The following is an 18272-nucleotide window of genomic DNA, read 5'->3' on the forward strand; positions in this document are numbered from 1 at the left end:
TCAATGTCGAAGTCGGTTGCCTCTATTGCGAGATGGCTGGCGAGATATCGCTTTTGAACCATTTCAGGCTCAGCGCCTTGATCGTTCCATCCTTCGTGGCCGCGTCGATGGCGGCGTTGAACTTGGCGAGCAACTCCGTATCGTCCTTGCGCAAGCCGGCGCCGACGCCCGGCCCCCAGAGCCCGCCATTAAGTTCAGGGCCGAAAAACACCACATCCGAACCGGAAGGCGTCTCCAGAAAATCGCGCCAGGTGAAATAGTCGGCGAGGCCGCCGTCGATGCGACCCGCGGCAAGATCGAGCTTCATGTTGTCCTGGCTGTCATAACTTCGAATGGTCACGACATCGCCCAGCATTTCCTTCACGACTGCTTCCGAATTCGACGAGCGCAGGGCCCCGATCGCCCTGCCGGCGAGTGTCGATCTGAGGCGTTCGATGGTCGCCTTTTCCTTGTCGCCGATGGTCGAAAGGTTGACCTTTTCCTTGGTGTCGCCGGCGACGAGACCCAGGTCCTTGCGCACCACGAACTGGTTGAAGCCGGTGGCGTAGGGGATCGAGAACGCGATCGACTGCTTGCGTTTTTCCGTGATCGCCATGCCAGACATGATCACGTCGAACTTGCCGACAAGCAGTGCCGGGATGATCCCGTCCCAATCCTGCGGGACAAAGGTACATTTGATCTCGATGCGACGACACAGCTCCTGTCCAACATCGATATCGTAACCGTAAAGTTGACCGTTCGCGTCGGTGCCGTCCCAGGGCGGCGAGGCGCCTTCAGCGGCAATCGATATGACGCGCTCGCTTTGCGCGCTCGCCGGGACTGCCGACATCAGGGATACGATAGAAACAGCAATAGCCAGGGGTATGCGCATGATGCACCTCTTCGTTGGTTGGATGGAAAGGGGAGCCCAGAACCTGGGCGTCAGGGCAGGGGGGGCGTCGTGATCTCTGGGTCAGGTAGGGCGGGGCGCAATCGCGCCTTTCGTCGGCGAACCGGATGGCCGTCGGTCGACAGCCATCGCTCCAGCAACTGGATCGCTTTCACCGCGATCGAGGTGAGCGATAGGTAGATCGCTCCGGCGACGATGAAGATTTCGTACGGCGCGAACGTGGTCGACACCATCTGTCTCGCCATGCCGGTGATCTCAAGCAGCGTCACGGTGCTCGCGAGCGACGAGCCCTTGATCATCCCGACGATCTCGTTGCCGTAGGCCGGGAGCGATATCCTGAAAGCGATCGGGAAGGTGACCAGGCGAGCGATCTGGAAGCGTTTCAAGCCGAGAGAAGTGGCCGCCTCGGTGACACCCTTAGGCACGGACTGGAGACCACGGCACAGGATCTCGGTGGTGTGTGCCGCGCTGTTCAGCGAAAATGTCAGAAGGGCACACCAGAAGGGGTCGCGCAGGATCACCCAGAAGATGCTTGTTCGCACCGCCTCGATCTGAGCGAGGCCGTAGTAGAGCAGAAAGAGCTGAACCAGCATCGGCGTTCCGCGGATCACATAGGTGTATGCGAGCACCGCGAGCGAGAAGCCGGGACGTCCGAACGCGCGGATGAAGGCCAGCGGCACGGAAAGAAGAAATCCGGCCGTCAGCGACAAGACCGTCAGGGTCAAAGTGAGACCAACGCCCGAAGGCAAGACAACCACTGCGTCAAATATCAAGCCGAGGTTCATGGGCCTTCCCTCCTACCGGCCGAGAGCCGGATAGCGCCGCTCAGTCAGCCGGATCGACAGCAACGTGACGGTGGTCAGCGAGAGATAGAGAGCGGAGGCCGCAAGGTAGAAAGTCAATGGTGCGCGCAAGGATCCGGCCCCCACATACGCAACGCGCATGATGTCGGTCAGGCCGACGATCGAGACCAGTGCGGTATCCTTGAAGAGCGAAATCCAGAGATTGCCATAGGCAGGCAGCGCCAGCCGCAGCATCTGCGGACCGATGACGAACATCCAGCGCTGCCAGGCGTTCAGCCCAAGCGACTTTGCCGCTTCGGTTTGGCCCGCTGGCACTGCCGCAATCGCGCCGCGAAACACTTCGGTCGCATAACCGCTGAAAATGACCGAGAGCGCGATAACCCCTGCGGTGAATGCGTTCACCTCGACATACCGGCCGGCGATCTTGCTGGCGAGCGTGGTTCCGCCGAAGTAGATGAGCAGGATAACGAGAAGTTCTGGTACACCACGGACGACTGTGGTGTAGGCGGCCACGACCGCGTTGAGGCGCGGCTTTGCCGTGCCCTTCGAAATCGCCAAAAACAGCCCGAATGCCGTACCCAGGCAGCCGCTGACAAGAGCCAGGCTTATGGTCACGGTAAGTGCGACAACAAACTGAGTAGTAAAACCACCCATGGGGCGCTTTCCTCGGCTCGCAATTGCCGCAGGATACGCCGGTCTTTATTGCCGAGACCAAGCCATATAACCCAAGGTTGCGAGTTGTTATATTTCTAATGTGCAGTTAATTTGAGATACTGGCCAATTCTAACGCTTGAAATTACACACTCAATCTATAACTTTTATTATTTTATCTATAACGCGTCGTTATATACTGAGGCAGTTCGTTGCTCCCCAGGTTGGCGTTGTCTGCCGCCGGGTGGTTATCAGGGAAAGGCGCGCAGGGAATGGAGTTGTTGCAGAGCGACCTCAAGCTCCGTCAGCTGAAGGTCTTCCGGGAAGTGTTGCGGGCCGGTTCGACTAGGCGGGCGGCGGTTGCGCTCGGGATAAGCCAGCCGGCCGTCAGTCAACATGTGAAGCAGCTTGAGACCACGCTCGGCATCACACTCTTCAAGAGATCAGCCAACCGCATCGTCCCCTTGCAGGAAGCCTGGGAACTCCTGCGAAACGTAGAACTGGCCCTGACGTCGCTGGATCGCCTGGACGCGTCGATCTTCGCTATGAAGAACGAGGAAAAGCAGCGGATTGCGATTGCCGCGCCCTCTGTTTTCGGTTTCGTGACCTTGCCCAAGGTCGTGGCGATTATCCGCTCACAGACCGCTTCGAATGTCCGGTCGATTTCTGGAAGCTACGAGCAGATCGGCGAACACATCCTGGCCGGCCGCGCCGATCTTGGAATTTCGAGACTGCCTCTGGATCCAGGCTTGTTTGAATGGGCGCCGCTTGGGTCGGCACGAAACGTATGCATTTTTCATCCCGACCACCGCTTTTCAAAACAGACCTGCATCGAGGCGCAAGACCTGGCAGGCGAAACGATCGTCGATATCGATCCCCAGTTTGCCGCCCACCAGATGAACTTCAATGCCTTGCGCTTCGCCGGCGTTGAGCCGGACATACTGGTGGAATTCGATTACAACGGTCACGAAGCCGGATACGTCTCAGCTGGCCTGGGCATTTCGATAACCAATGAGATCATTGCGCGTGAATACGCGGCGTTTCACCTGGGAATAAAGCCAGTGGAACCGTCCGCGCTCTATCACTACGTCGCGATTTGGCAGAAGGGCAGGACCTTTTCGAATGCACTGAACGTGTCACTCGAGGCGATCATCGCTGCGTTTTCCCAGATGCCGTCTGCGAGAGGGTGATCATCCCTTGAGGGATGGGTGTCCTCGGCAGCCGCTGCCCTTGAACAAGGGGCAGGGGTTCTTTCTGACGGAAAGCAATCGCCCCGCGCCCATTCAACAGAATGCGGGCTTTTGCGCAAAATAGCCCCGCTGTCAGGTTGTCTTGATGCCGATCTTGCGGCGCTTCGTTGGCGCCGCTTCAGGCTCAGGCGCTACGGCCTTCCGTCCCAGGCCGATCGCCTTCGCCATCGCCGATCGCACCGCGGCATAATTCGGCGCAACCATCGGATAGTCGGAGGGCAGGCTCCATTTCGCACGGTAGGCATCCGGTGACAGATCGTAGTGAGTGCCTAAGTGCCGTTTGAGCGATTTGAACTTCCTGCCGTCTTCCAGGCAGATGATGAAATCGGGCGTCACCGATTTCTTGATCGGGACAGCGGGTGTAGGCTTCTCTTCCGCTTTGGGTGCGGGTGCTCCCTGCAGCTTGCTGATCGCTCCATAGGTACCGGAAATTACGCGAGCGAGTTCCGTAACTGGAACCGGGTTATTGCTGACATAAGCGGAAACGATGTCGGCGGTCATCTCGAGTAATTCCGCGTCGGACTTGATAAGATCGTCAGGCATTTGGCCAACCCTTCATTTGCTCTTCAATTGCGTAGCCCCGATCTACGTCAGCAGCTTCGCTACAGCAAAGCCCACACGGTGCACAAGACAAGAAGTTACAAAGAGCAACGCGGCGGGGCATGGGTCATGAAACTCTGCATGAACCAGTTCGAGCGCGGCACCGCCCAGCGATGAAGGTGCGAGCGCAATTGGGCAGGAGGGCGGATGCTGGCGGCCCGGCCGTGCATGATTGGACGCTCTTTTCTCTTTTCTGATGTTCAACGAAAGCAACAGGTCAGACGGGCAGGTTTCCGAATAGCACGCCACGCTGTCCGTTTCTGCGACGGACCGCTTTAAGTGCTTCCGTCATCTCGCGACTGGATACATCTTGCTAGGTATGGAGAAAGATCGCGATCTCGGTTGGCTCAAAGGAGTCCACGCATCTTGCGGAAAGCTGTCCGCGTATTTTTCAAGTCCATCGTCATTCTCGACCCGTACCGGGCACTACCCGCAATGGTGGTGAAAATCCACAATCAGGCCTTGCATCGGCCGCCTGATAGGGCGATTCTTCGTCTTGCAAGCGCTCTCGCGCGGCAAGCCGCCCGCGAGGATCACGAGCGTCAACAGGCCGAGAAAACACATCATGAATCGAGCCGCGATCTACGCACGTTTCTCAACCGACCTTCAGAATGAGCGATCGATAGACGACCAACTCGCACTATGCCGGACGTACGCAGAGCGTGAGGGTTTGAACGTTGTCGCAACGTTTGACGATCGAGCCCGCTCCGGCGGTTCGGTCTTGGGGCGTGATGGTCTGCTGCAGCTCATGGACAAGGCTCGTGAGCACGAATTTGATGTTCTCGTCGTGGAGGCGCTTGATCGGCTCTCTCGCGACATGGAAGACCTTGCAGGCATTCACAAGCGCCTTTCATTTCTTGGCATCGAAATCCGTGCGGTTCACGAGGGTGTGGTCAATACGGTTTTGGTCGGGCTTCGTGGCCTTGTCGGCCAACTATACCGCGAGGACGTTGCTCACAAAGTCCGCCGAGGCCAAGCAGGGCGCATCAAAAATGGCCTTCACGCCGGCGGATTGACCTATGGTTACGCTTACGTGTTGGGCGATCCTGGGAAGCGCTTGATCGTAGAAGAGGAAGCGCGGATCGTGCGTCGCATCTTTGGCGAATATGTCGAGGGTCAGACGCCACGCGATATCGCCCACAAACTCAACAAAGATGGCGTGCCGCCGCCTCGCGGCCGAACCTGGAACGCCTCAACCATCAACGGCAATGTGCAAAGAGGTACGGGGCTGCTTCAAAATGAACTGTATGCCGGTCGCTTGATCTGGAACAGGGTCCGAATGGTCAAAGATCCTGATACTGGCAAGCGTGTCTCGCGTCCAAATTCCAGGGGCGAGTGGCAAACAGTCGAAGTTCCCGATCTTGCCATTGTTTCGGCTGCGTTGTTCGATGCGGCACAAGCAAGGAAGAAGGCGCGGGCAATCACTCATCCAAGCCATCAGCGCCGACCGCAGCACTTGCTAACGGGACTCCTTAAGTGCGGTGCTTGTGGTGCGGGTATGTCATCAAAGGGTATCGACAAGACCAAGCGTGTTCGCATCCGCTGTTCCGCCGCCACGGAAAGCGGGATTTGCTCTGATCCCAAGACGTTCTATCTGGATACCGTCGAAACTGCGGTCCTGACCGGCCTCGCCGCCGAGTTGCGCCATCCTGACGTAATTGCCCATTACGTCCAGACCTATCAAGAGGAACGAAGGCGCCTTGCAGCCGATACCGATGCACGGCGTGCTCGCCTGGAGCGACGGCTCGGAGAACTGTCGCGCGAGATCGACCGCCTGGTCACCGCCATCGCCAAGGGCCATGGCGATCCAGCAGTCTTGGGACCGCAATCAACAACGCTGAATGAAGAGCGGAAAGCGATTGTGACGGAACTGGATCAGGTGCCCGCGGCGGCCACCGTGATCGCACTGCATCCTGCAGTGTTGGCACGCTACGGACAACAATTGAATCAACTGCAGGCCGGACTTGCAAAAGGCCTTATGGCCGGCGATTCCGAATCCGCAGAGGCGATGCGGGACTTGATCGAAACCGTGACCGTGTTTCGCGATCCATCAAGGCTCGGCGGAGTCGAAGTGGAAATCGCCGGACGTCTAATGGCACTCCTGGGGGAGAAAGCCTTCCCCAACGGCGTCAGAGCGTCGGGGGGTATGGTGGTAGCGGGAGAGGGACTTGAACCCCCGACCCCAGGATTATGATTCCCGTGCTCTAACCAACTGAGCTACCCCGCCAGGGCGGCGAAAGGCCCGAAATCCGCCTTAAATCGAAAGGCATTTCGAGGCGTTCGCCAAGGTCGCGCGGATATAAGGTTGGGAGGGCGAGCCTGTCAAGCATCGATGCGCGAGGGCGCCGGCATATTGTCGCCGGTAAAAGCTTTGCCGGGCTGGCATCTCCGGTAAGCCACCGGGGTTGAGTTCGACGGGGCACGCCGCTATGTCTCGGCCAAGAAATTAGAGTTTGAAGCTGATGAAGCCGCGCATTGCAGTCCTCGGTTGCGGATACTGGGGCAGCAACCACATCCGCACCCTCAAGGCGCTCGGCGCGCTACATGCGGTTTCCGATGCCAATCGGGCGCGGGCCGAAGGCTTTGCCAGCGAGCAGGACTGCCTGGCGATCGAGCCCGACCAGCTGTTCGTGCGTGATGATATCGACGCCATCGTCATGGCGCTGCCGCCGCAATTCCATGCCGATCTTGCCGTGCGCGCCGCTGAGGCCGGCAAGGACGTGCTGGTGGAAAAGCCGATTGCGTTGACCGTGCCCGACGCCGAGCGCGCCGTGCAGGCGGCCAGGGACAACGGCCGCGTGTTCATGGTCGGCCATGTCTTGCGATTCCATCCCGCCTTCGAGACGCTGAAGGCGCTGATCGACAATGGCGAGCTCGGCGAGGTTCGCTACATCCACTCGCACCGGCTCGGCCTCGGCAAATTCCACACCGAGAACGACGCACTGTGGGATCTGGCGCCGCACGATCTGTCGATGATCCTGGCCATCACCGGCACCGAGCCGATCGACGTCAGGGGCGAGGGGGCCGCACTCCTCGACAATCTCAGCGATTTCGCGCATCTGCACATGCGTTTTCCCAATGGCTTGCGCAGCCATCTCTTCACCTCGCGGCTCAATCCCTATCGCGAGCGGCGGCTGACCGTGGTCGGCACCAAGGCAATGGCGGTGTTCGACGATGTCGAGCCATGGGAGCGCAAGCTGGCCGTCTACCGCCACGCGGTGTGGCAGGACAGCGGCCAGTGGGCCTTCACCACCAACGAGCCGTCCTATGTCGCGGTCGGCCAGGGCATGCCGCTGACGCGCGAGCTCGAGCACTTCATCCAGTGTATCGAGACGCGGGCCGAGCCGCGCACCAGCGGCGAGGAAGCCATCAGGGTGCTCCGCATCCTGACGGCGGGTACAGTCACGCACACAAAGTCCTGAGACCGTTTCGAAACTCTGCCCTTAAGGCAGATCGAAACTAAAACTGTCTCCGAGAGGGGTAGTGTTTACTCTGCGGGAATCTGCGCCGGCCTGGCTGCGAGCCGGCTGAGCATGGCTTCGGCCTCGGCGCCGCGCTCGGAGCGCTCGATGAAGCCGCCGCCGAAGACGCGGGCTTCGTTGCCGTCGTCGGAATAGAGCACGCAGGCCTGTCCGGGCGCGATGCCGGACTCGCCGTCGACCAGTTCGACAAAGGTGCTGCCGGCGCGGTGATGCAGCACGGCCGGGCGCGGCGGCCGCGTCGAGCGGACCTTGGCGAACAGCTCCATGCCGGCGGCCGGAATGTCGGACAGCGCGCGATCGCCCAGCCAGTTCATGTTGCGCAGATAGATCTTGTGGGTCTCCAGCGCCTCGCGCGGGCCGACGATGACACGGGCCCGGTCGGCGTCGAGATGGACGACGTAAAGCGGCTCGCCCGAGGCGATGCCGATGCCGCGGCGCTGGCCGATCGTATAGCGCAGGATGCCGTCATGGCGACCGAGCACGCGGCCGTCGATATGGACGATGTCGCCTGGGTTGGCGGCAGCTGGCTTCAGCTTGGCGATGATGTCGGAATATTTGCCCTGCGGCACGAAGCAGATGTCCTGACTGTCCTGCTTGGCGGCAACGGTCAGCCCCATTTCTTCGGCGATGGCCCGCACCGCAGGCTTGGACAGCCCACCCAGCGGAAAGCGCAGATAGTCGATCTGCGCCTGCGTGGTGGCAAACAGGAAATAGCTCTGGTCGCGGTCGGCATCGACGGGCCGGAACAGCGCGCGGTGGGCGCCATTGGCCCCGGAGCGGATATAGTGGCCGGTGGCGAGCGCATCGGCGCCAAGGTCCTTGGCGGTGGCCAAAAGGTCGGCGAACTTCACCGTCTGATTGCAAGAGACGCACGGAATGGGCGTTTCGCCGGCGACGTAGCTTTCGGCAAACGGGTCGATGACCGCCTTACGGAAGCGCTCCTCATAGTCGAGCACGTAATGCGGAATGCCCAGTGTCTCGGAAACGCGGCGGGCATCGTCAATGTCCTGGCCGGCGCAGCACGACCCGGCCCGGTGCGTTGCGGCGCCATGGTCGTAGAGCTGCAGCGTGACGCCGACGACATCATAGCCTTCGCGCTTCAAAAGGCCGGCAACGACAGACGAATCCACACCGCCCGACATGGCGACGACGATGCGGGTGTTTTGCGGGCTGGCGGGAAGGTCGAGGCTGTTCATGGTTCTTTCGTTCTGCGCGGCGCTTCAATGGCAGTGGCGCGAATATAGGTCAACCACACCAGCGGCGCCAGCTTTGCGGCGGTGCCGATTTTGCGGGAAAATTGCGCGCCTGCCCGCCGTTGCCTCAAATGCCGACGAAAAGACTAACGCGGCGTTCATGATCCTTACCTACTCATTAGGGTTCGCTTAGGCAATTTTTAAAGCTGTGGCGGTAATGTGGTGGGGATTGGGTCTTTGAGTTTTTAGTAGAGAGTACGATGACCGATCTTGTTAGACCGCGAGTCAAATATGTTATTGGGCCTGACGGCAGCCCTCTTACGATTGCCGATCTTCCGCCGACGAATACACGTCGCTGGGTTATCCGGCGCAAGGCGGAAGTGGTTGCTGCGGTGCGCGGCGGGCTTTTGAGCCTCGACGAGGCATGCCAGCGCTACAAGCTGACCACCGAGGAATTCCTGTCCTGGCAAGCGTCGATCGACGAATACGGCCTTGCCGGGCTGCGCACGACGCGCATCCAGCAATACCGGCACTAGAGCCAGGACCACAACAGAAAAGGGCGCGGTAACCGCGCCCTTTTGCCTGTCGGTAATGCCTGCTTCAGACCGTCAGCACCACCTTGCCGATCGGCCTAGTGGCGAGAAAAGCGTGCGCGGCGCCCGCCTGTTCGAGCGGAAACGCCTTTGCCACATGGACCGCAAGCTTTCCCGCATCGACCAGTTTGCCAAGTTCGACGAGGCCTTCACGGTCGGGCACGACGGACATGCGCTCGACGCGGATCCCACGCGCAGCAGCCTTGGCTCGGGTGGTGTCGTGGATATTGAGCAGCGACACCAGGGCGCCACCGTCCTTCAGGACTGTCAGCGATTGGTCGGCATGGTCGCCGCCCATCGGCTCCAGCACCAAGTCGACGTCGCTGACCTCGGCGGTGAAATCTCGCTTGGTGTAGTCGACCACTTCATCGGCGCCGAGCGAGCGGACGAAATCGAGTTTCTTCGGGCTGGCGGTGGCGATGACATAAGCGCCGTGCGCCTTGGCGATCTGCACCGCCAGATGCCCGACGCCGCCGGCCGCAGCATGGATCAACACGCGCTGGCCGCGCTTCAGGCCGCCATGGCGGACAAGGCCTTGCCAGGCGGTCAGACCGGCCAGCGGCAGCGCGCCGGCATGATTGTGGTCAATGCCTTGCGGCTTCGGTGCGATTTCATCGGCCGGGGCCACAGCGAGCTCCGCATAGGCCGCGGCCTGCTTGGGAAAACGCGGCATGCCGAACACGGCGTCACCGACCCTGAGGCCGCCATCGACGCCTGGGCCTACCGCCTCGACCGTACCTGAAATATCCCAGCCCAAAGTGAAGGGCGGTTCGCCCAGCAATGGATAGTAGCCGGCGCGCACCGAGCCATCGACCGGATTGATGCCGGCAGCATGCACGCGCACGAGCACTTCGCCGGACTTGGGCGAGGGCGCGGGGCGATCGGCGATGACGAGGACGTCGGGTCCGCCGACTGAATTCTGGACAACGGCACGCATGGGAGGCTCCTGCTGGGGTTTCTGTGCCACTATCATTTGGATAGTAATATTCCCTTGTCCAGTATGTACCTTTTCCATATATAGGCATCTCATGGATAGTGATAATGATTGCGGCTCCGGCTATGACGCCTTCCAGCGGACGTGTCCTTCGCACGCCGTGCTCGAGATGCTGGCCAGCAAATGGGTCTATCTGACGGTTTGTGCGCTGCGCCGTGGCCAGATGCGCAACGGCGAACTGGCGCGTAAGCTCGAAGGCATCACGCCTAAAATGCTGACGCAGACGCTGCGCGTCCTCGAGCGCGACGGGCTTGTGCGGCGCGAAATCTTTCCGGTGATCCCGCCGCGGGTCGAATATGAATTGACCGAACTTGGCCAGAACCTGGCGGGGCTGCTCACCCAGATACGCTCCTGGTCGGAAGAGCATGTGCCTGACATCAAGCAAGCGCGGGCGAGGGCGGCGGCGAACCTGGAAAGGGATTTGGCACGGGCCTGAAGCTGCGGCCGCCTTACGGGCCGGATCAGCGCGCCGGAGCCTTTTGGCGCGCTACACGCAAAGCAAAGCGCGGCGTCAGGCGGCGCCGGTCGGGTTAAAACCCTGCCGTCAGCCGATCATGGCGCTGCGACCGCCGAGTTCCGCGTCGCGGATCTTGGTGTCGCGCGATTCCAGCATCTCGGCCTTGGAAAGCTCCGCTTCAGCTTCGCCGAGTAATGATTCGGCAGCACTTCGCTGCTGGGCGAGGTCGCTTTGAGAGTTTCTGAGGTTATCACGGCGCAGACGCGCCGCCTTGGCGAAGGTCGGATAGGCAAAATGATTGATGTCGGTGATGCCGGCCTTCTTCTCCTCGGCGGTGATCTGAAGCTCCAGTTCAACGGCCATGCGCTCGAACTCGGCGATCATCATGTCGAGCTGCAGCAGCTGCCGCCGCTTCTCATTCACCTGAAATTGCTTCAGCCGAACGAGGTTTTCACGTGACTTCATGATTCGGTACTCCCGGAAACGCACACCTGCACATATCGTCCAATCCGCCCGCCAGGGCCTGGCGTCGCCCGTATCCACCGGCATTCCCCGAACTATGGGAAACAAATCCCTAAAGTTTTTTGCCGGCGGTAACCATTCGTTTACGCGCATTGTTAATCATAAGGGCGAGGACTTAAGGCCGGGTAAAAATTCCGGCTCCCGATACGGAAGCCGGCCAGCGAGTCCCTTGAGTCACTTAGTCCGACTTATTAATGTGTTGCATTAGCGATTTGGTTCTGTGATTCATCATTAGATTCAAGAGGGTGTAGAAAGGGGTTAAAAAATCTGGTACCGTCCTTGGTGCGGAATTAGGTTTTGTTAACCATTCGATGGCAGCCTCTGTTCAGGCAATCACTGCTCCGGTCCCGGATGGGTCGTGACATGGTCCGGCGGCAGAAAAGGGGAATGAAATGCGCGTTCTGCTGATAGAAGACGACAGTGCAACCGCTCAGAGCATCGAGCTGATGCTCAAATCTGAAAGTTTTAATGTTTACACGACCGACCTCGGCGAAGAAGGTGTCGATCTCGGTAAACTTTATGATTACGATATCATTCTTCTCGACCTCAACCTTCCCGATATGTCCGGCTACGAAGTCTTGCGGACACTTCGCCTGTCCAAGGTGAAGACGCCGATCCTGATCCTGTCCGGCATGGCCGGTATAGAGGACAAGGTGCGCGGCCTGGGCTTCGGCGCCGACGACTATATGACCAAGCCGTTCCACAAGGACGAACTGGTCGCCCGCATTCATGCCATCGTGCGCCGTTCCAAGGGCCATGCCCAGTCGGTCATCACCACCGGCGACCTGGTGGTCAATCTCGACGCCAAGACCGTCGAAGTCGGCGGCCAGCGCGTGCATCTGACCGGCAAGGAATACCAGATGCTGGAGTTGCTCTCGCTGCGCAAGGGCACCACGCTGACCAAGGAAATGTTCCTCAACCACCTTTATGGCGGCATGGACGAACCGGAACTGAAGATCATCGACGTCTTCATTTGCAAGCTGCGCAAGAAGCTCGACGCAGCATCCGGTGGGCAGAACTACATCGAGACGGTCTGGGGTCGCGGCTATGTGCTGCGCGAGCCGGAAGACATCCGCGTCAGCGCCTGAGCGAACACCATCCGATTGAATTTAATGAGAAAACCCGGCTCAGGCCGGGTTTTTTGCTGTCCTTCTTGGCCGAGGACGTGCCGAGTCAGGCGGCAACCTTCAAGGTACGAAAACGTTCGAGCAGTTGCGGCCGGTTGAACGGCTTCAACAGATAACCCTGGGCGCCGGCGCGCTTTGCCTTCATGATCGAGGCAACATCGACCTCGACCAGTGAGATCAGAATCTGCGGTTTGATCGTGCTCTCCATGGCGCGAACCTGGCGAATGACGTCGACCGCTTGCATGTCCGGCAGGGCGCCGTCGACGACAATCACATCAGGCATCTCGGCAGCGCACATCTCGACAGCATCAAGTCCAGTTGCCGCTTCGATCACCACCATGTCGGAGCCGCCAAGAATCCGTTTTGCAACCTTTCTGATGACGCTCGAATCGTCGACAAACATGCAGCGCTTCATTTCCGGGTCCTCTTTGCCATGGTGCGAACCGGCGGCATCCGGGTATCGGGATGCACACTAGGCCAATCTGGTAAAGAAGCAGAAAAGCCGTTAGGTAAAGTTTTTACAAACATGTCGTTTGCAGCCCCATTCGGCAGGGGCGTTGCCGGCAATGAAACTTGCTTGTTCTGAATTGCCGCAAATATCAGCGGGAAAAGATACTTGATTGTTCTTGATGCTCGGACGTCCTGCCGAGCGGCTTCGCTCAGGCCGCGGACAGCACGATCTCTTCGGCGGTCGCGTGAATCGAGATCGTCATGTTGGCCTCACGCGCCAGCAGCAGCGTGTAGTAGGGCTGGACGGTATGGGCGTCGATAGGCTCCTCGGGCTTGTTGCCGGAATGGAGCTCGAGGAATTTCGGCGGCACGCGCAGCATCGGGCCGCTTGCGGCAAGCGCAAAGCGCGGCTCGGTGTCGAGGTTTTCCAGCGTGACCACCAATCTGCCACCGCGCGGGATGGCAGCATTGGCGACGAGCAGCAAATTGAGCAGCAGCTTGACCTTGTTCTTGGGCAGCAGGGCGCGAACCCCGTTCCAGATCAATTCCGGCTTCTCGTTCTTCAGGAAGGCGATGGCGACGGACTCGGCATCGCCGGTGTCGATCATCATGCCCGCCGAACCGGCGGCGCCGAAGGCGATGCGGGCGAATTGCAGGCGGGCCGAAGCGTTTCTGGCGCTCTGCCGGATCAGTTTCATGGCGTCTTCGTCGGCGCCGCCCTCGTCCAGGAGTTCAAGGCCGTTGTTGATGGCGCCGACCGGCGAAATGATGTCGTGGCAGACTCGGCTGCACAACAAGGCTGCGAGATCGGGTGCGGAGAGAGAGAAAAGCTCAGCCATCGGCGAAAAATCCCTGCTAAAATTCACATCCTGGTGGCCGCGCGGCCGACAGCCACGCTCACCACCCGAATCACGCTCTCTCCCCCAGGCATTCTGAATACACAGCGCCCGAGCGTGCAGCAACAATCCACAATTCTTGTGAGAAAAACGGCATCTTTGCACAGGATGGGAGTCCGTGCAGACAGTCAGAAACAGCCTTCGAACCGCCATGTTCATGTGGGAGGTTAATGGTTGAAAAAGGATTACGGCATAGTTTGCCCGTAACAGTCATCCTTAACGGTCGCCTAAAGAGCCGGACGGGGTGCGAGGCGTCGGCGAAAGTGCTCCCTGACGGAGATTGGAAGCATGGTTTCCCGATTCTACGACCGGACGTTTGTCCGCGTCTTCTTCATGGCGATTGCCCTGATGGGCGCTCTCGCATTCTCAACCTCTGCGTCGCGGGCACAGGAATACACCGCTCAGGAGATCGTCGATTCCGGTCACAAGTTCTTCGGCGCGACGTCGGGCGGTCTCGCAACCGTCGTCGAGAAGATTTTTGCCTCCTACGGCCTGCCCAATGGCTATCTGCTCGGCGAAGAGGGATCCGGCGCGCTGATCGGGGGCCTGACCTATGGCGAAGGTACGCTCTACACCAAGAATGCCGGCGACCATAAGGTGTTCTGGCAAGGGCCTTCGCTCGGTTGGGATTTCGGCGGCGAGGGATCGCGGGTGATGATGCTCGTCTATAACCTCGACGACGTCAGCAATCTCTACAATCGGTTCGGCGGCGTTGCCGGTTCGGCCTATGTCGTGGCCGGCGTCGGCTTCAACGTGCTGCAGAACAACAGGGTGCTGCTGGTGCCGATCCGCACCGGCGTCGGCGCGCGGCTTGGCGTCAATCTCGGCTATCTGAAGCTGACGCAGAGGCCGACCTGGAATCCCTTCTGAGCGATTCCGACCACACTTCGACCCGATCAACAGATTCTGCCCGCTGCAGCTGCGGCAAACCCTTGCCGCAGCGCTGGATTTGCGTCATGCGAACATGGCAAAGTCCAGACTTGGCGGTTGCCGGATAGCGGCCCGCCCGTAACGGGTAGTCACCTTGGTTCAGTCGATCCTGTTCTTCGCCCTCGGCTTCCTGTGCGCAGGCTTTCTGGCGCTGCTGGTCGCGCCGGCCATCTGGCGGCGGGCGGTTGTGCTGACACGCAAGCGTGTCGAGGCGTCGGTGCCGCGAACGCTGGCCGAGATCCAGGCCGACAAGGACAGCTTGCGGGCCGAGTTCGCCATGACGACGCGCCGGCTCGAAATCAGCATCAAGACGCTGCGTGAGCAGGCGAATGAGCAACTCGTCGAAATCAATCGCGGCCGCGAGGCGCTGAAGGGCCTGGCGGTCGAGCGCAAGGACAAGAAGCAGGCGCTTTCGGAGCTCGGGGAAAAAAACGAATTGCTGCTGCATCGCGAGCAGCAGATACAACAGCTGTCGGACAGGCTTGCACAAACAGAGCGCATGATGGAAAAGCGCGCGCTCGAGCTGGAAAAGCTCGAGCATATGTACGACGACGCGTCCTTCTCCTCCAGCAATCGTCAGATCGAACTGGTGGCTCGCGAATCCGAGCTGGAAAAACTTGCCAACGACATTTCAGTGTTGCGCGGCCAGCGCAAGGAGGCCGACAGGCGCCATCAGGAAGTCGTCGCCGAGGCCAAGGCCACGCGCGATGCCTTGAAGGCCGAAAAGAAAAGAACCGCCGACCTCGACAGAAAGCTCGAGCGTCTGCTCGCCACGCTTGCCGATCGCGAGGACAAGCTCGATCGCCGCGAAAAGGAACTGGCCCGGCTTCGCGAACGGGTGAAGGGCGAGGCTGCGGGAGGCGCCGCGGCTGCTGGCCTAGTTGGTGCGCAAGACAGTGCCCGCGCCAGGAACGAGGACATCGACAAGACGCTCGCCAAGCTCGAAGGCGACCGAGAGCGGCTCGAAGCCAGGCTGACGACGCTGGCCCGCGAAAACAAGCGGATGAAGGCGGAGCTTGGCGGTTCTGGATCCGCGAAGCCCGGGAATGGCCCCGGCAATGGCAATGATACCGGTTCTGCCTTGCGCGAACAGATGAACAATCTGGCGGCTGAGGTCGTCCATTTGACGGCCAAGCTCGAAGGACCTGATTCACCGATCGCCAAGGCGCTGGCGGCGCCGCAGGAAACGCGGTCGGGAACCACCAGCCTCGCCGATCGCGTGCGGGCGTTGCAGAAGGCAGATTTGCCGAGCTGAGTTTCAAGCCCCGGCTTGGAATTGCCTGACTACGCCTATCAGAGCGAAAAATGGTGCAGCGCAATGGCTGACGCGGCAGCAACATTCAGGCTGTCGAACCCTTCCGACATCGCGATCCGCACCGTCCACAGGCGGGCAAGCAGGCTCTCCGGGAGGCCCTCGCCTTCGGTGCCGAGATAGAGCGCCAGTCGTTTCGGTCGCGCGGCATCACGAATGTCAGCCTCACCACGCGGCGACAAAGCGACCTGGCCGAAGCCCAACTCGCCGAGCTTCGCGATGAAAGCTTCAGTGTTGCCGAAGGACGCAAAGGGCACCTTCAACGCGGCGCCGACGGAGACGCGGATCGCCTTGCGATACAGTGGGTCGCAACAGGTGGCGTCGACGAAGACGGCATCGGCGCCGAAGGCGGCGGCATTGCGGAAGATCGATCCGATATTGTCATGGTTGGCGATGCCGATGAGAACGACGATCAACGCTTCGGCAGGCAAGGTGTCGAGCAAGGCCTCGGCGGGCTGTGGCGTGCCCTTGCTGCCGATCGCCAATATACCGCGATGCATGTGGAAGCCGGCGATCCTGTCCATGACGGCGCTTGCCGCAACGTAGACCGGCAGGTCGGCAGGGGCCTTGCGCAGGATGTCGTCGAGCCCGGCCAGCCGGTTTTCGAGGACCAGGACCGACTCCGCAGCAAAGCGTCCGGCTGACAGCAGGACGTCCAGCACCACCTTGCCTTCGGCAACGAACCGGCCATGACGGCCGGTGAGATCGCGCTCGCGGATGTCGAGATAGGCGGAGACCCGCGGATCGCGCGCGTCGTCGATCTGGATCGGATCCATCAATACCTCGGCCGGCGAAAAATCGTCAGCGAGGTAAGGAGCGATCGGAGCCGCCAGTCAAGCCCTGCAGGTCAAGTCCCGGCGCGGCGCAGACGCGTTGCCATCTGGGACAAGTCGCCTATCCCGAAAATGCCGTCCAGCATGCGCAACAGTTCGCGCACGGCTTCGGACTTGCAGGAATAGTAGATCATCTGCCGGTCGCGGCGGGTCTCGACAAGATCGAGCGCCCTGAGCTTGGCCAGATGTTGCGACAAAGCGGACTGGCTGAGCATCACCTTTTCGGCGATGGCGCCGACCGACATTTCACCGTCGGCCAGATAGCTCATGATCAAGAGCCGCTTTTCGTTGCCCATAAGGGTCAGAAATGTCGCCGCCGATTCGGCATTGGCGATTAGTTTGGTCGAGACCATCGATGCCCCATGTTTTCCTGCTCATCCAAACGCTATGGGGGCAAATAGCGTTGGCTGCTATAATTCAGCTATGGATCACGCTGCTGATTCAGCGTCGTCTGAATCGTAGATCATTTCGCCCAAATCTCAAGACGTGCTTTTGATTCATGACGATTATCCTTGCGTAGCTGGCGCACGACCGGCTTTGGCCATGTCGACCAGAACCGGCCGCAGGTCGCGCGCGGTCTTCAACGGCTGCGGAAAATAGACCCTGCAAACGGTGTCGCCCGATGCCAGGTCCATGCCATCGGCATCGAAGCCGGTCATGGTCCAAGCATCACCTTCAACCCTGGCGAAATGATGGGCATAGACGGCGATGGCGTCGAGATGGTCGGCATTCATGTGGTCGAGAGCGGACTGTTCGCTGGCGGCCAGCTCGTCGACGATCGGCCCCTCGGTGATGAGATCGGCACGGTCGAGCAGGTAGGCCTTGCCGAAGCCGCCATTCAGGCTGGCGCGCTCCGGCTCGAGGCGAAAGATCGAGAAATCGCCGAGCTCGGCATAGAGCTTTGCCTTGGGATTGCGGTTGAGATAGCGCCGCTCGGCCCGGGCATGCGCGCTCGACCCGCGTTCCAGCGGCTGCGCCCGGCAGACCAGCGTTATCCTGGGATGCGCCAGCGGATCGCCCTTGCCGGGTTCGCCGACAAGCAGCGAGCAGCGCGGCTCGGCAAGCATGGCGCCGGTATGGGCTGACAGCGCCGAGACAAGGATCAGCGGCGTGCCATCGATGTCGGTGGCGACTCCGACCCTGGAGGCCAGCGGTGCGCCGGCCGACGGCTCGATCACCGCGAGGGCGCCGAAACGGGCGCTGCGGATCAGCGTTGCGGCCAGCCTGATCGCCTCGGCGTCCGTCGCGCGAATGACGTCCTTCTTCGGCTGGTCCAAAATGCTCACCAGG

21 protein-coding genes and 1 tRNA gene are annotated in these 18272 nt (G+C 60.4%); 9 read left to right on the top strand and 13 right to left on the bottom strand.

Annotated features, from left to right (window positions below; all coding sequences use genetic code 11):
- Positions 1-22: 22 nt before the first annotated feature.
- From X733_RS163435 to X733_RS163425, 3 genes are read right to left on the bottom strand one after another with little or no spacing between them, the layout of a single operon-like run.
- On the bottom strand, positions 23-871 hold the full coding sequence (locus X733_RS163435; protein WP_023690243.1) for a transporter substrate-binding domain-containing protein: 849 nt from the start codon (positions 869-871) through the stop codon (positions 23-25).
- Positions 872-921: 50 nt separating this feature from the next.
- The gene (locus X733_RS163430) at positions 922-1674 is read right to left on the bottom strand and encodes an ABC transporter permease subunit (RefSeq protein ID WP_023690242.1); all 753 of its coding nucleotides are present in this window, start codon (positions 1672-1674) and stop codon (positions 922-924) included.
- Between the two features lie 12 nt (positions 1675-1686).
- The gene (locus tag X733_RS163425) at positions 1687-2346 is read right to left on the bottom strand and encodes an ABC transporter permease subunit (RefSeq protein ID WP_023683618.1); all 660 of its coding nucleotides are present in this window, start codon (positions 2344-2346) and stop codon (positions 1687-1689) included.
- Positions 2347-2615: 269 nt separating this feature from the next.
- On the opposite strand from X733_RS163425, the gene X733_RS163420 reads away from it, so the two are divergent.
- Positions 2616-3533, top strand: a complete 918-nt coding sequence (locus X733_RS163420) for a LysR family transcriptional regulator (protein WP_023817376.1) — start codon at positions 2616-2618, stop codon at positions 3531-3533.
- Positions 3534-3665: 132 nt separating this feature from the next.
- Here the strand turns inward: X733_RS163420 and X733_RS163415 are convergent, their stop codons facing one another.
- On the bottom strand, positions 3666-4136 hold the full coding sequence (locus X733_RS163415; RefSeq protein ID WP_023817377.1) for a MucR family transcriptional regulator: 471 nt from the start codon (positions 4134-4136) through the stop codon (positions 3666-3668).
- A gap of 423 nt (positions 4137-4559) precedes the next feature.
- On the opposite strand from X733_RS163415, the gene X733_RS1000000169345 reads away from it, so the two are divergent.
- Both X733_RS1000000169345 and X733_RS1000000167500 read left to right on the top strand, forming a co-directional pair.
- On the top strand, positions 4560-4808 hold the full coding sequence (locus tag X733_RS1000000169345; RefSeq protein ID WP_155924132.1) for a hypothetical protein: 249 nt from the start codon (positions 4560-4562) through the stop codon (positions 4806-4808).
- Complete coding sequence (locus X733_RS1000000167500; protein WP_031193143.1) at positions 4759-6387, top strand: recombinase family protein; 1629 nt, start codon at positions 4759-4761, stop codon at positions 6385-6387. Before X733_RS1000000169345 ends, X733_RS1000000167500 begins: the two co-directional genes overlap by 50 nt.
- Here the strand turns inward: X733_RS1000000167500 and X733_RS163410 are convergent.
- Positions 6344-6420 (bottom strand) — tRNA-Met (locus X733_RS163410). The genes X733_RS1000000167500 and X733_RS163410 overlap by 44 nt on opposite strands.
- A gap of 235 nt (positions 6421-6655) precedes the next feature.
- On the opposite strand from X733_RS163410, the gene X733_RS163405 reads away from it, so the two are divergent.
- Positions 6656-7615, top strand: coding sequence for a Gfo/Idh/MocA family oxidoreductase (locus X733_RS163405; RefSeq protein ID WP_023699712.1), 960 nt, complete (start codon positions 6656-6658; stop codon positions 7613-7615).
- 65 nt (positions 7616-7680) lie between these two features.
- Here the strand turns inward: X733_RS163405 and mnmA are convergent, their stop codons facing one another.
- Complete coding sequence (gene mnmA, locus X733_RS163400; protein ID WP_023683624.1) at positions 7681-8871, bottom strand: tRNA 2-thiouridine(34) synthase MnmA; 1191 nt, start codon at positions 8869-8871, stop codon at positions 7681-7683.
- Between the two features lie 257 nt (positions 8872-9128).
- Here mnmA and X733_RS163395 point away from each other — a divergent pair, with 257 nt between their 5' ends.
- Complete coding sequence (locus tag X733_RS163395) at positions 9129-9404, top strand: DUF1153 domain-containing protein (RefSeq protein ID WP_013529904.1); 276 nt, start codon at positions 9129-9131, stop codon at positions 9402-9404.
- A 64-nt stretch (positions 9405-9468) separates the two neighbouring features.
- Here the strand turns inward: X733_RS163395 and X733_RS163390 are convergent, their stop codons facing one another.
- Positions 9469-10398 carry an NADP-dependent oxidoreductase gene (locus X733_RS163390; RefSeq protein WP_023699711.1) on the bottom strand — a complete coding sequence of 310 codons (930 nt, stop codon included), beginning with the start codon at positions 10396-10398 and terminating at the stop codon, positions 9469-9471.
- Between the two features lie 91 nt (positions 10399-10489).
- On the opposite strand from X733_RS163390, the gene X733_RS163385 reads away from it, so the two are divergent.
- Entirely contained in the window at positions 10490-10891 is a 402-nt protein-coding gene (locus tag X733_RS163385; protein WP_023699710.1) for a helix-turn-helix domain-containing protein, read from the top strand.
- 108 nt (positions 10892-10999) lie between these two features.
- On the opposite strand, the gene X733_RS163380 is transcribed toward X733_RS163385, so the two are convergent.
- Positions 11000-11377 (bottom strand): flagellar export protein FliJ, encoded by a 378-nt coding sequence (locus X733_RS163380; RefSeq protein ID WP_023669945.1) that lies wholly within the window; start codon positions 11375-11377, stop codon positions 11000-11002.
- 449 nt (positions 11378-11826) lie between these two features.
- On the opposite strand from X733_RS163380, the gene ctrA reads away from it, so the two are divergent.
- Positions 11827-12522, top strand: coding sequence for a cell cycle two-component system response regulator CtrA (gene ctrA, locus X733_RS163375; protein ID WP_006203583.1), 696 nt, complete (start codon positions 11827-11829; stop codon positions 12520-12522).
- Between the two features lie 85 nt (positions 12523-12607).
- On the opposite strand, the gene X733_RS163370 is transcribed toward ctrA, so the two are convergent.
- Together X733_RS163370 and X733_RS163365 are read right to left on the bottom strand one after the other, a co-directional pair.
- Positions 12608-12976 carry a response regulator gene (locus tag X733_RS163370; protein ID WP_023669946.1) on the bottom strand — a complete coding sequence of 123 codons (369 nt, stop codon included), beginning with the start codon at positions 12974-12976 and terminating at the stop codon, positions 12608-12610.
- A gap of 244 nt (positions 12977-13220) precedes the next feature.
- Entirely contained in the window at positions 13221-13850 is a 630-nt protein-coding gene (locus tag X733_RS163365; RefSeq protein WP_023669947.1) for a histidine phosphotransferase family protein, read from the bottom strand.
- Positions 13851-14240: 390 nt separating this feature from the next.
- Here X733_RS163365 and X733_RS163360 point away from each other — a divergent pair, with 390 nt between their 5' ends.
- A complete protein-coding gene (locus tag X733_RS163360) occupies positions 14241-14777 on the top strand; it encodes an EipA family protein (RefSeq protein WP_245259859.1) in 537 nt (178 codons plus the stop codon).
- Between the two features lie 154 nt (positions 14778-14931).
- Positions 14932-16092, top strand: coding sequence for a hypothetical protein (locus X733_RS163355; protein ID WP_023817382.1), 1161 nt, complete (start codon positions 14932-14934; stop codon positions 16090-16092).
- A gap of 38 nt (positions 16093-16130) precedes the next feature.
- On the opposite strand, the gene X733_RS163350 is transcribed toward X733_RS163355, so the two are convergent.
- The 3 genes from X733_RS163350 to X733_RS163340 form a co-directional block, all read right to left on the bottom strand.
- Positions 16131-16925 carry an RNA methyltransferase gene (locus tag X733_RS163350; RefSeq protein ID WP_023817383.1) on the bottom strand — a complete coding sequence of 265 codons (795 nt, stop codon included), beginning with the start codon at positions 16923-16925 and terminating at the stop codon, positions 16131-16133.
- A 71-nt stretch (positions 16926-16996) separates the two neighbouring features.
- Positions 16997-17335, bottom strand: coding sequence for a metalloregulator ArsR/SmtB family transcription factor (locus X733_RS163345; protein WP_023669951.1), 339 nt, complete (start codon positions 17333-17335; stop codon positions 16997-16999).
- Between the two features lie 153 nt (positions 17336-17488).
- Positions 17489-18259: a HugZ family protein gene (locus X733_RS163340; RefSeq protein WP_023817384.1), complete on the bottom strand. Its 771-nt coding sequence runs from the start codon at positions 18257-18259 to the stop codon at positions 17489-17491.
- Positions 18260-18272 lie beyond the last annotated feature (13 nt).

Origin of the sequence: Mesorhizobium sp. L2C066B000, assembly GCF_000502335.1 — a bacterium.
Classification (GTDB): domain Bacteria; phylum Pseudomonadota; class Alphaproteobacteria; order Rhizobiales; family Rhizobiaceae; genus Mesorhizobium.

Coding starts and splice junctions, on each gene's coding strand:
- X733_RS163360 (WP_245259859.1), top strand. CDS start 14,241: ATGGCGATTGCCCTGATGGGCGCTCTCGCATTCTCAACCTCTGCGTCG.
- X733_RS163395 (WP_013529904.1), top strand. CDS start 9,129: ATGACCGATCTTGTTAGACCGCGAGTCAAATATGTTATTGGGCCTGAC.
- X733_RS163425 (WP_023683618.1), bottom strand. CDS start 2,346: ATGGGTGGTTTTACTACTCAGTTTGTTGTCGCACTTACCGTGACCATA.
- X733_RS163420 (WP_023817376.1), top strand. CDS start 2,616: ATGGAGTTGTTGCAGAGCGACCTCAAGCTCCGTCAGCTGAAGGTCTTC.
- X733_RS163430 (WP_023690242.1), bottom strand. CDS start 1,674: ATGAACCTCGGCTTGATATTTGACGCAGTGGTTGTCTTGCCTTCGGGC.
- X733_RS1000000167500 (WP_031193143.1), top strand. CDS start 4,759: ATGAATCGAGCCGCGATCTACGCACGTTTCTCAACCGACCTTCAGAAT.
- mnmA (WP_023683624.1), bottom strand. CDS start 8,871: ATGAACAGCCTCGACCTTCCCGCCAGCCCGCAAAACACCCGCATCGTC.
- X733_RS163370 (WP_023669946.1), bottom strand. CDS start 12,976: ATGAAGCGCTGCATGTTTGTCGACGATTCGAGCGTCATCAGAAAGGTT.
- X733_RS163350 (WP_023817383.1), bottom strand. CDS start 16,925: ATGGATCCGATCCAGATCGACGACGCGCGCGATCCGCGGGTCTCCGCC.
- X733_RS163415 (WP_023817377.1), bottom strand. CDS start 4,136: ATGCCTGACGATCTTATCAAGTCCGACGCGGAATTACTCGAGATGACC.
- X733_RS163345 (WP_023669951.1), bottom strand. CDS start 17,335: ATGGTCTCGACCAAACTAATCGCCAATGCCGAATCGGCGGCGACATTT.
- X733_RS163390 (WP_023699711.1), bottom strand. CDS start 10,398: ATGCGTGCCGTTGTCCAGAATTCAGTCGGCGGACCCGACGTCCTCGTC.
- X733_RS163405 (WP_023699712.1), top strand. CDS start 6,656: ATGAAGCCGCGCATTGCAGTCCTCGGTTGCGGATACTGGGGCAGCAAC.
- X733_RS163380 (WP_023669945.1), bottom strand. CDS start 11,377: ATGAAGTCACGTGAAAACCTCGTTCGGCTGAAGCAATTTCAGGTGAAT.
- X733_RS163385 (WP_023699710.1), top strand. CDS start 10,490: ATGGATAGTGATAATGATTGCGGCTCCGGCTATGACGCCTTCCAGCGG.
- X733_RS163435 (WP_023690243.1), bottom strand. CDS start 871: ATGCGCATACCCCTGGCTATTGCTGTTTCTATCGTATCCCTGATGTCG.
- ctrA (WP_006203583.1), top strand. CDS start 11,827: ATGCGCGTTCTGCTGATAGAAGACGACAGTGCAACCGCTCAGAGCATC.
- X733_RS163365 (WP_023669947.1), bottom strand. CDS start 13,850: ATGGCTGAGCTTTTCTCTCTCTCCGCACCCGATCTCGCAGCCTTGTTG.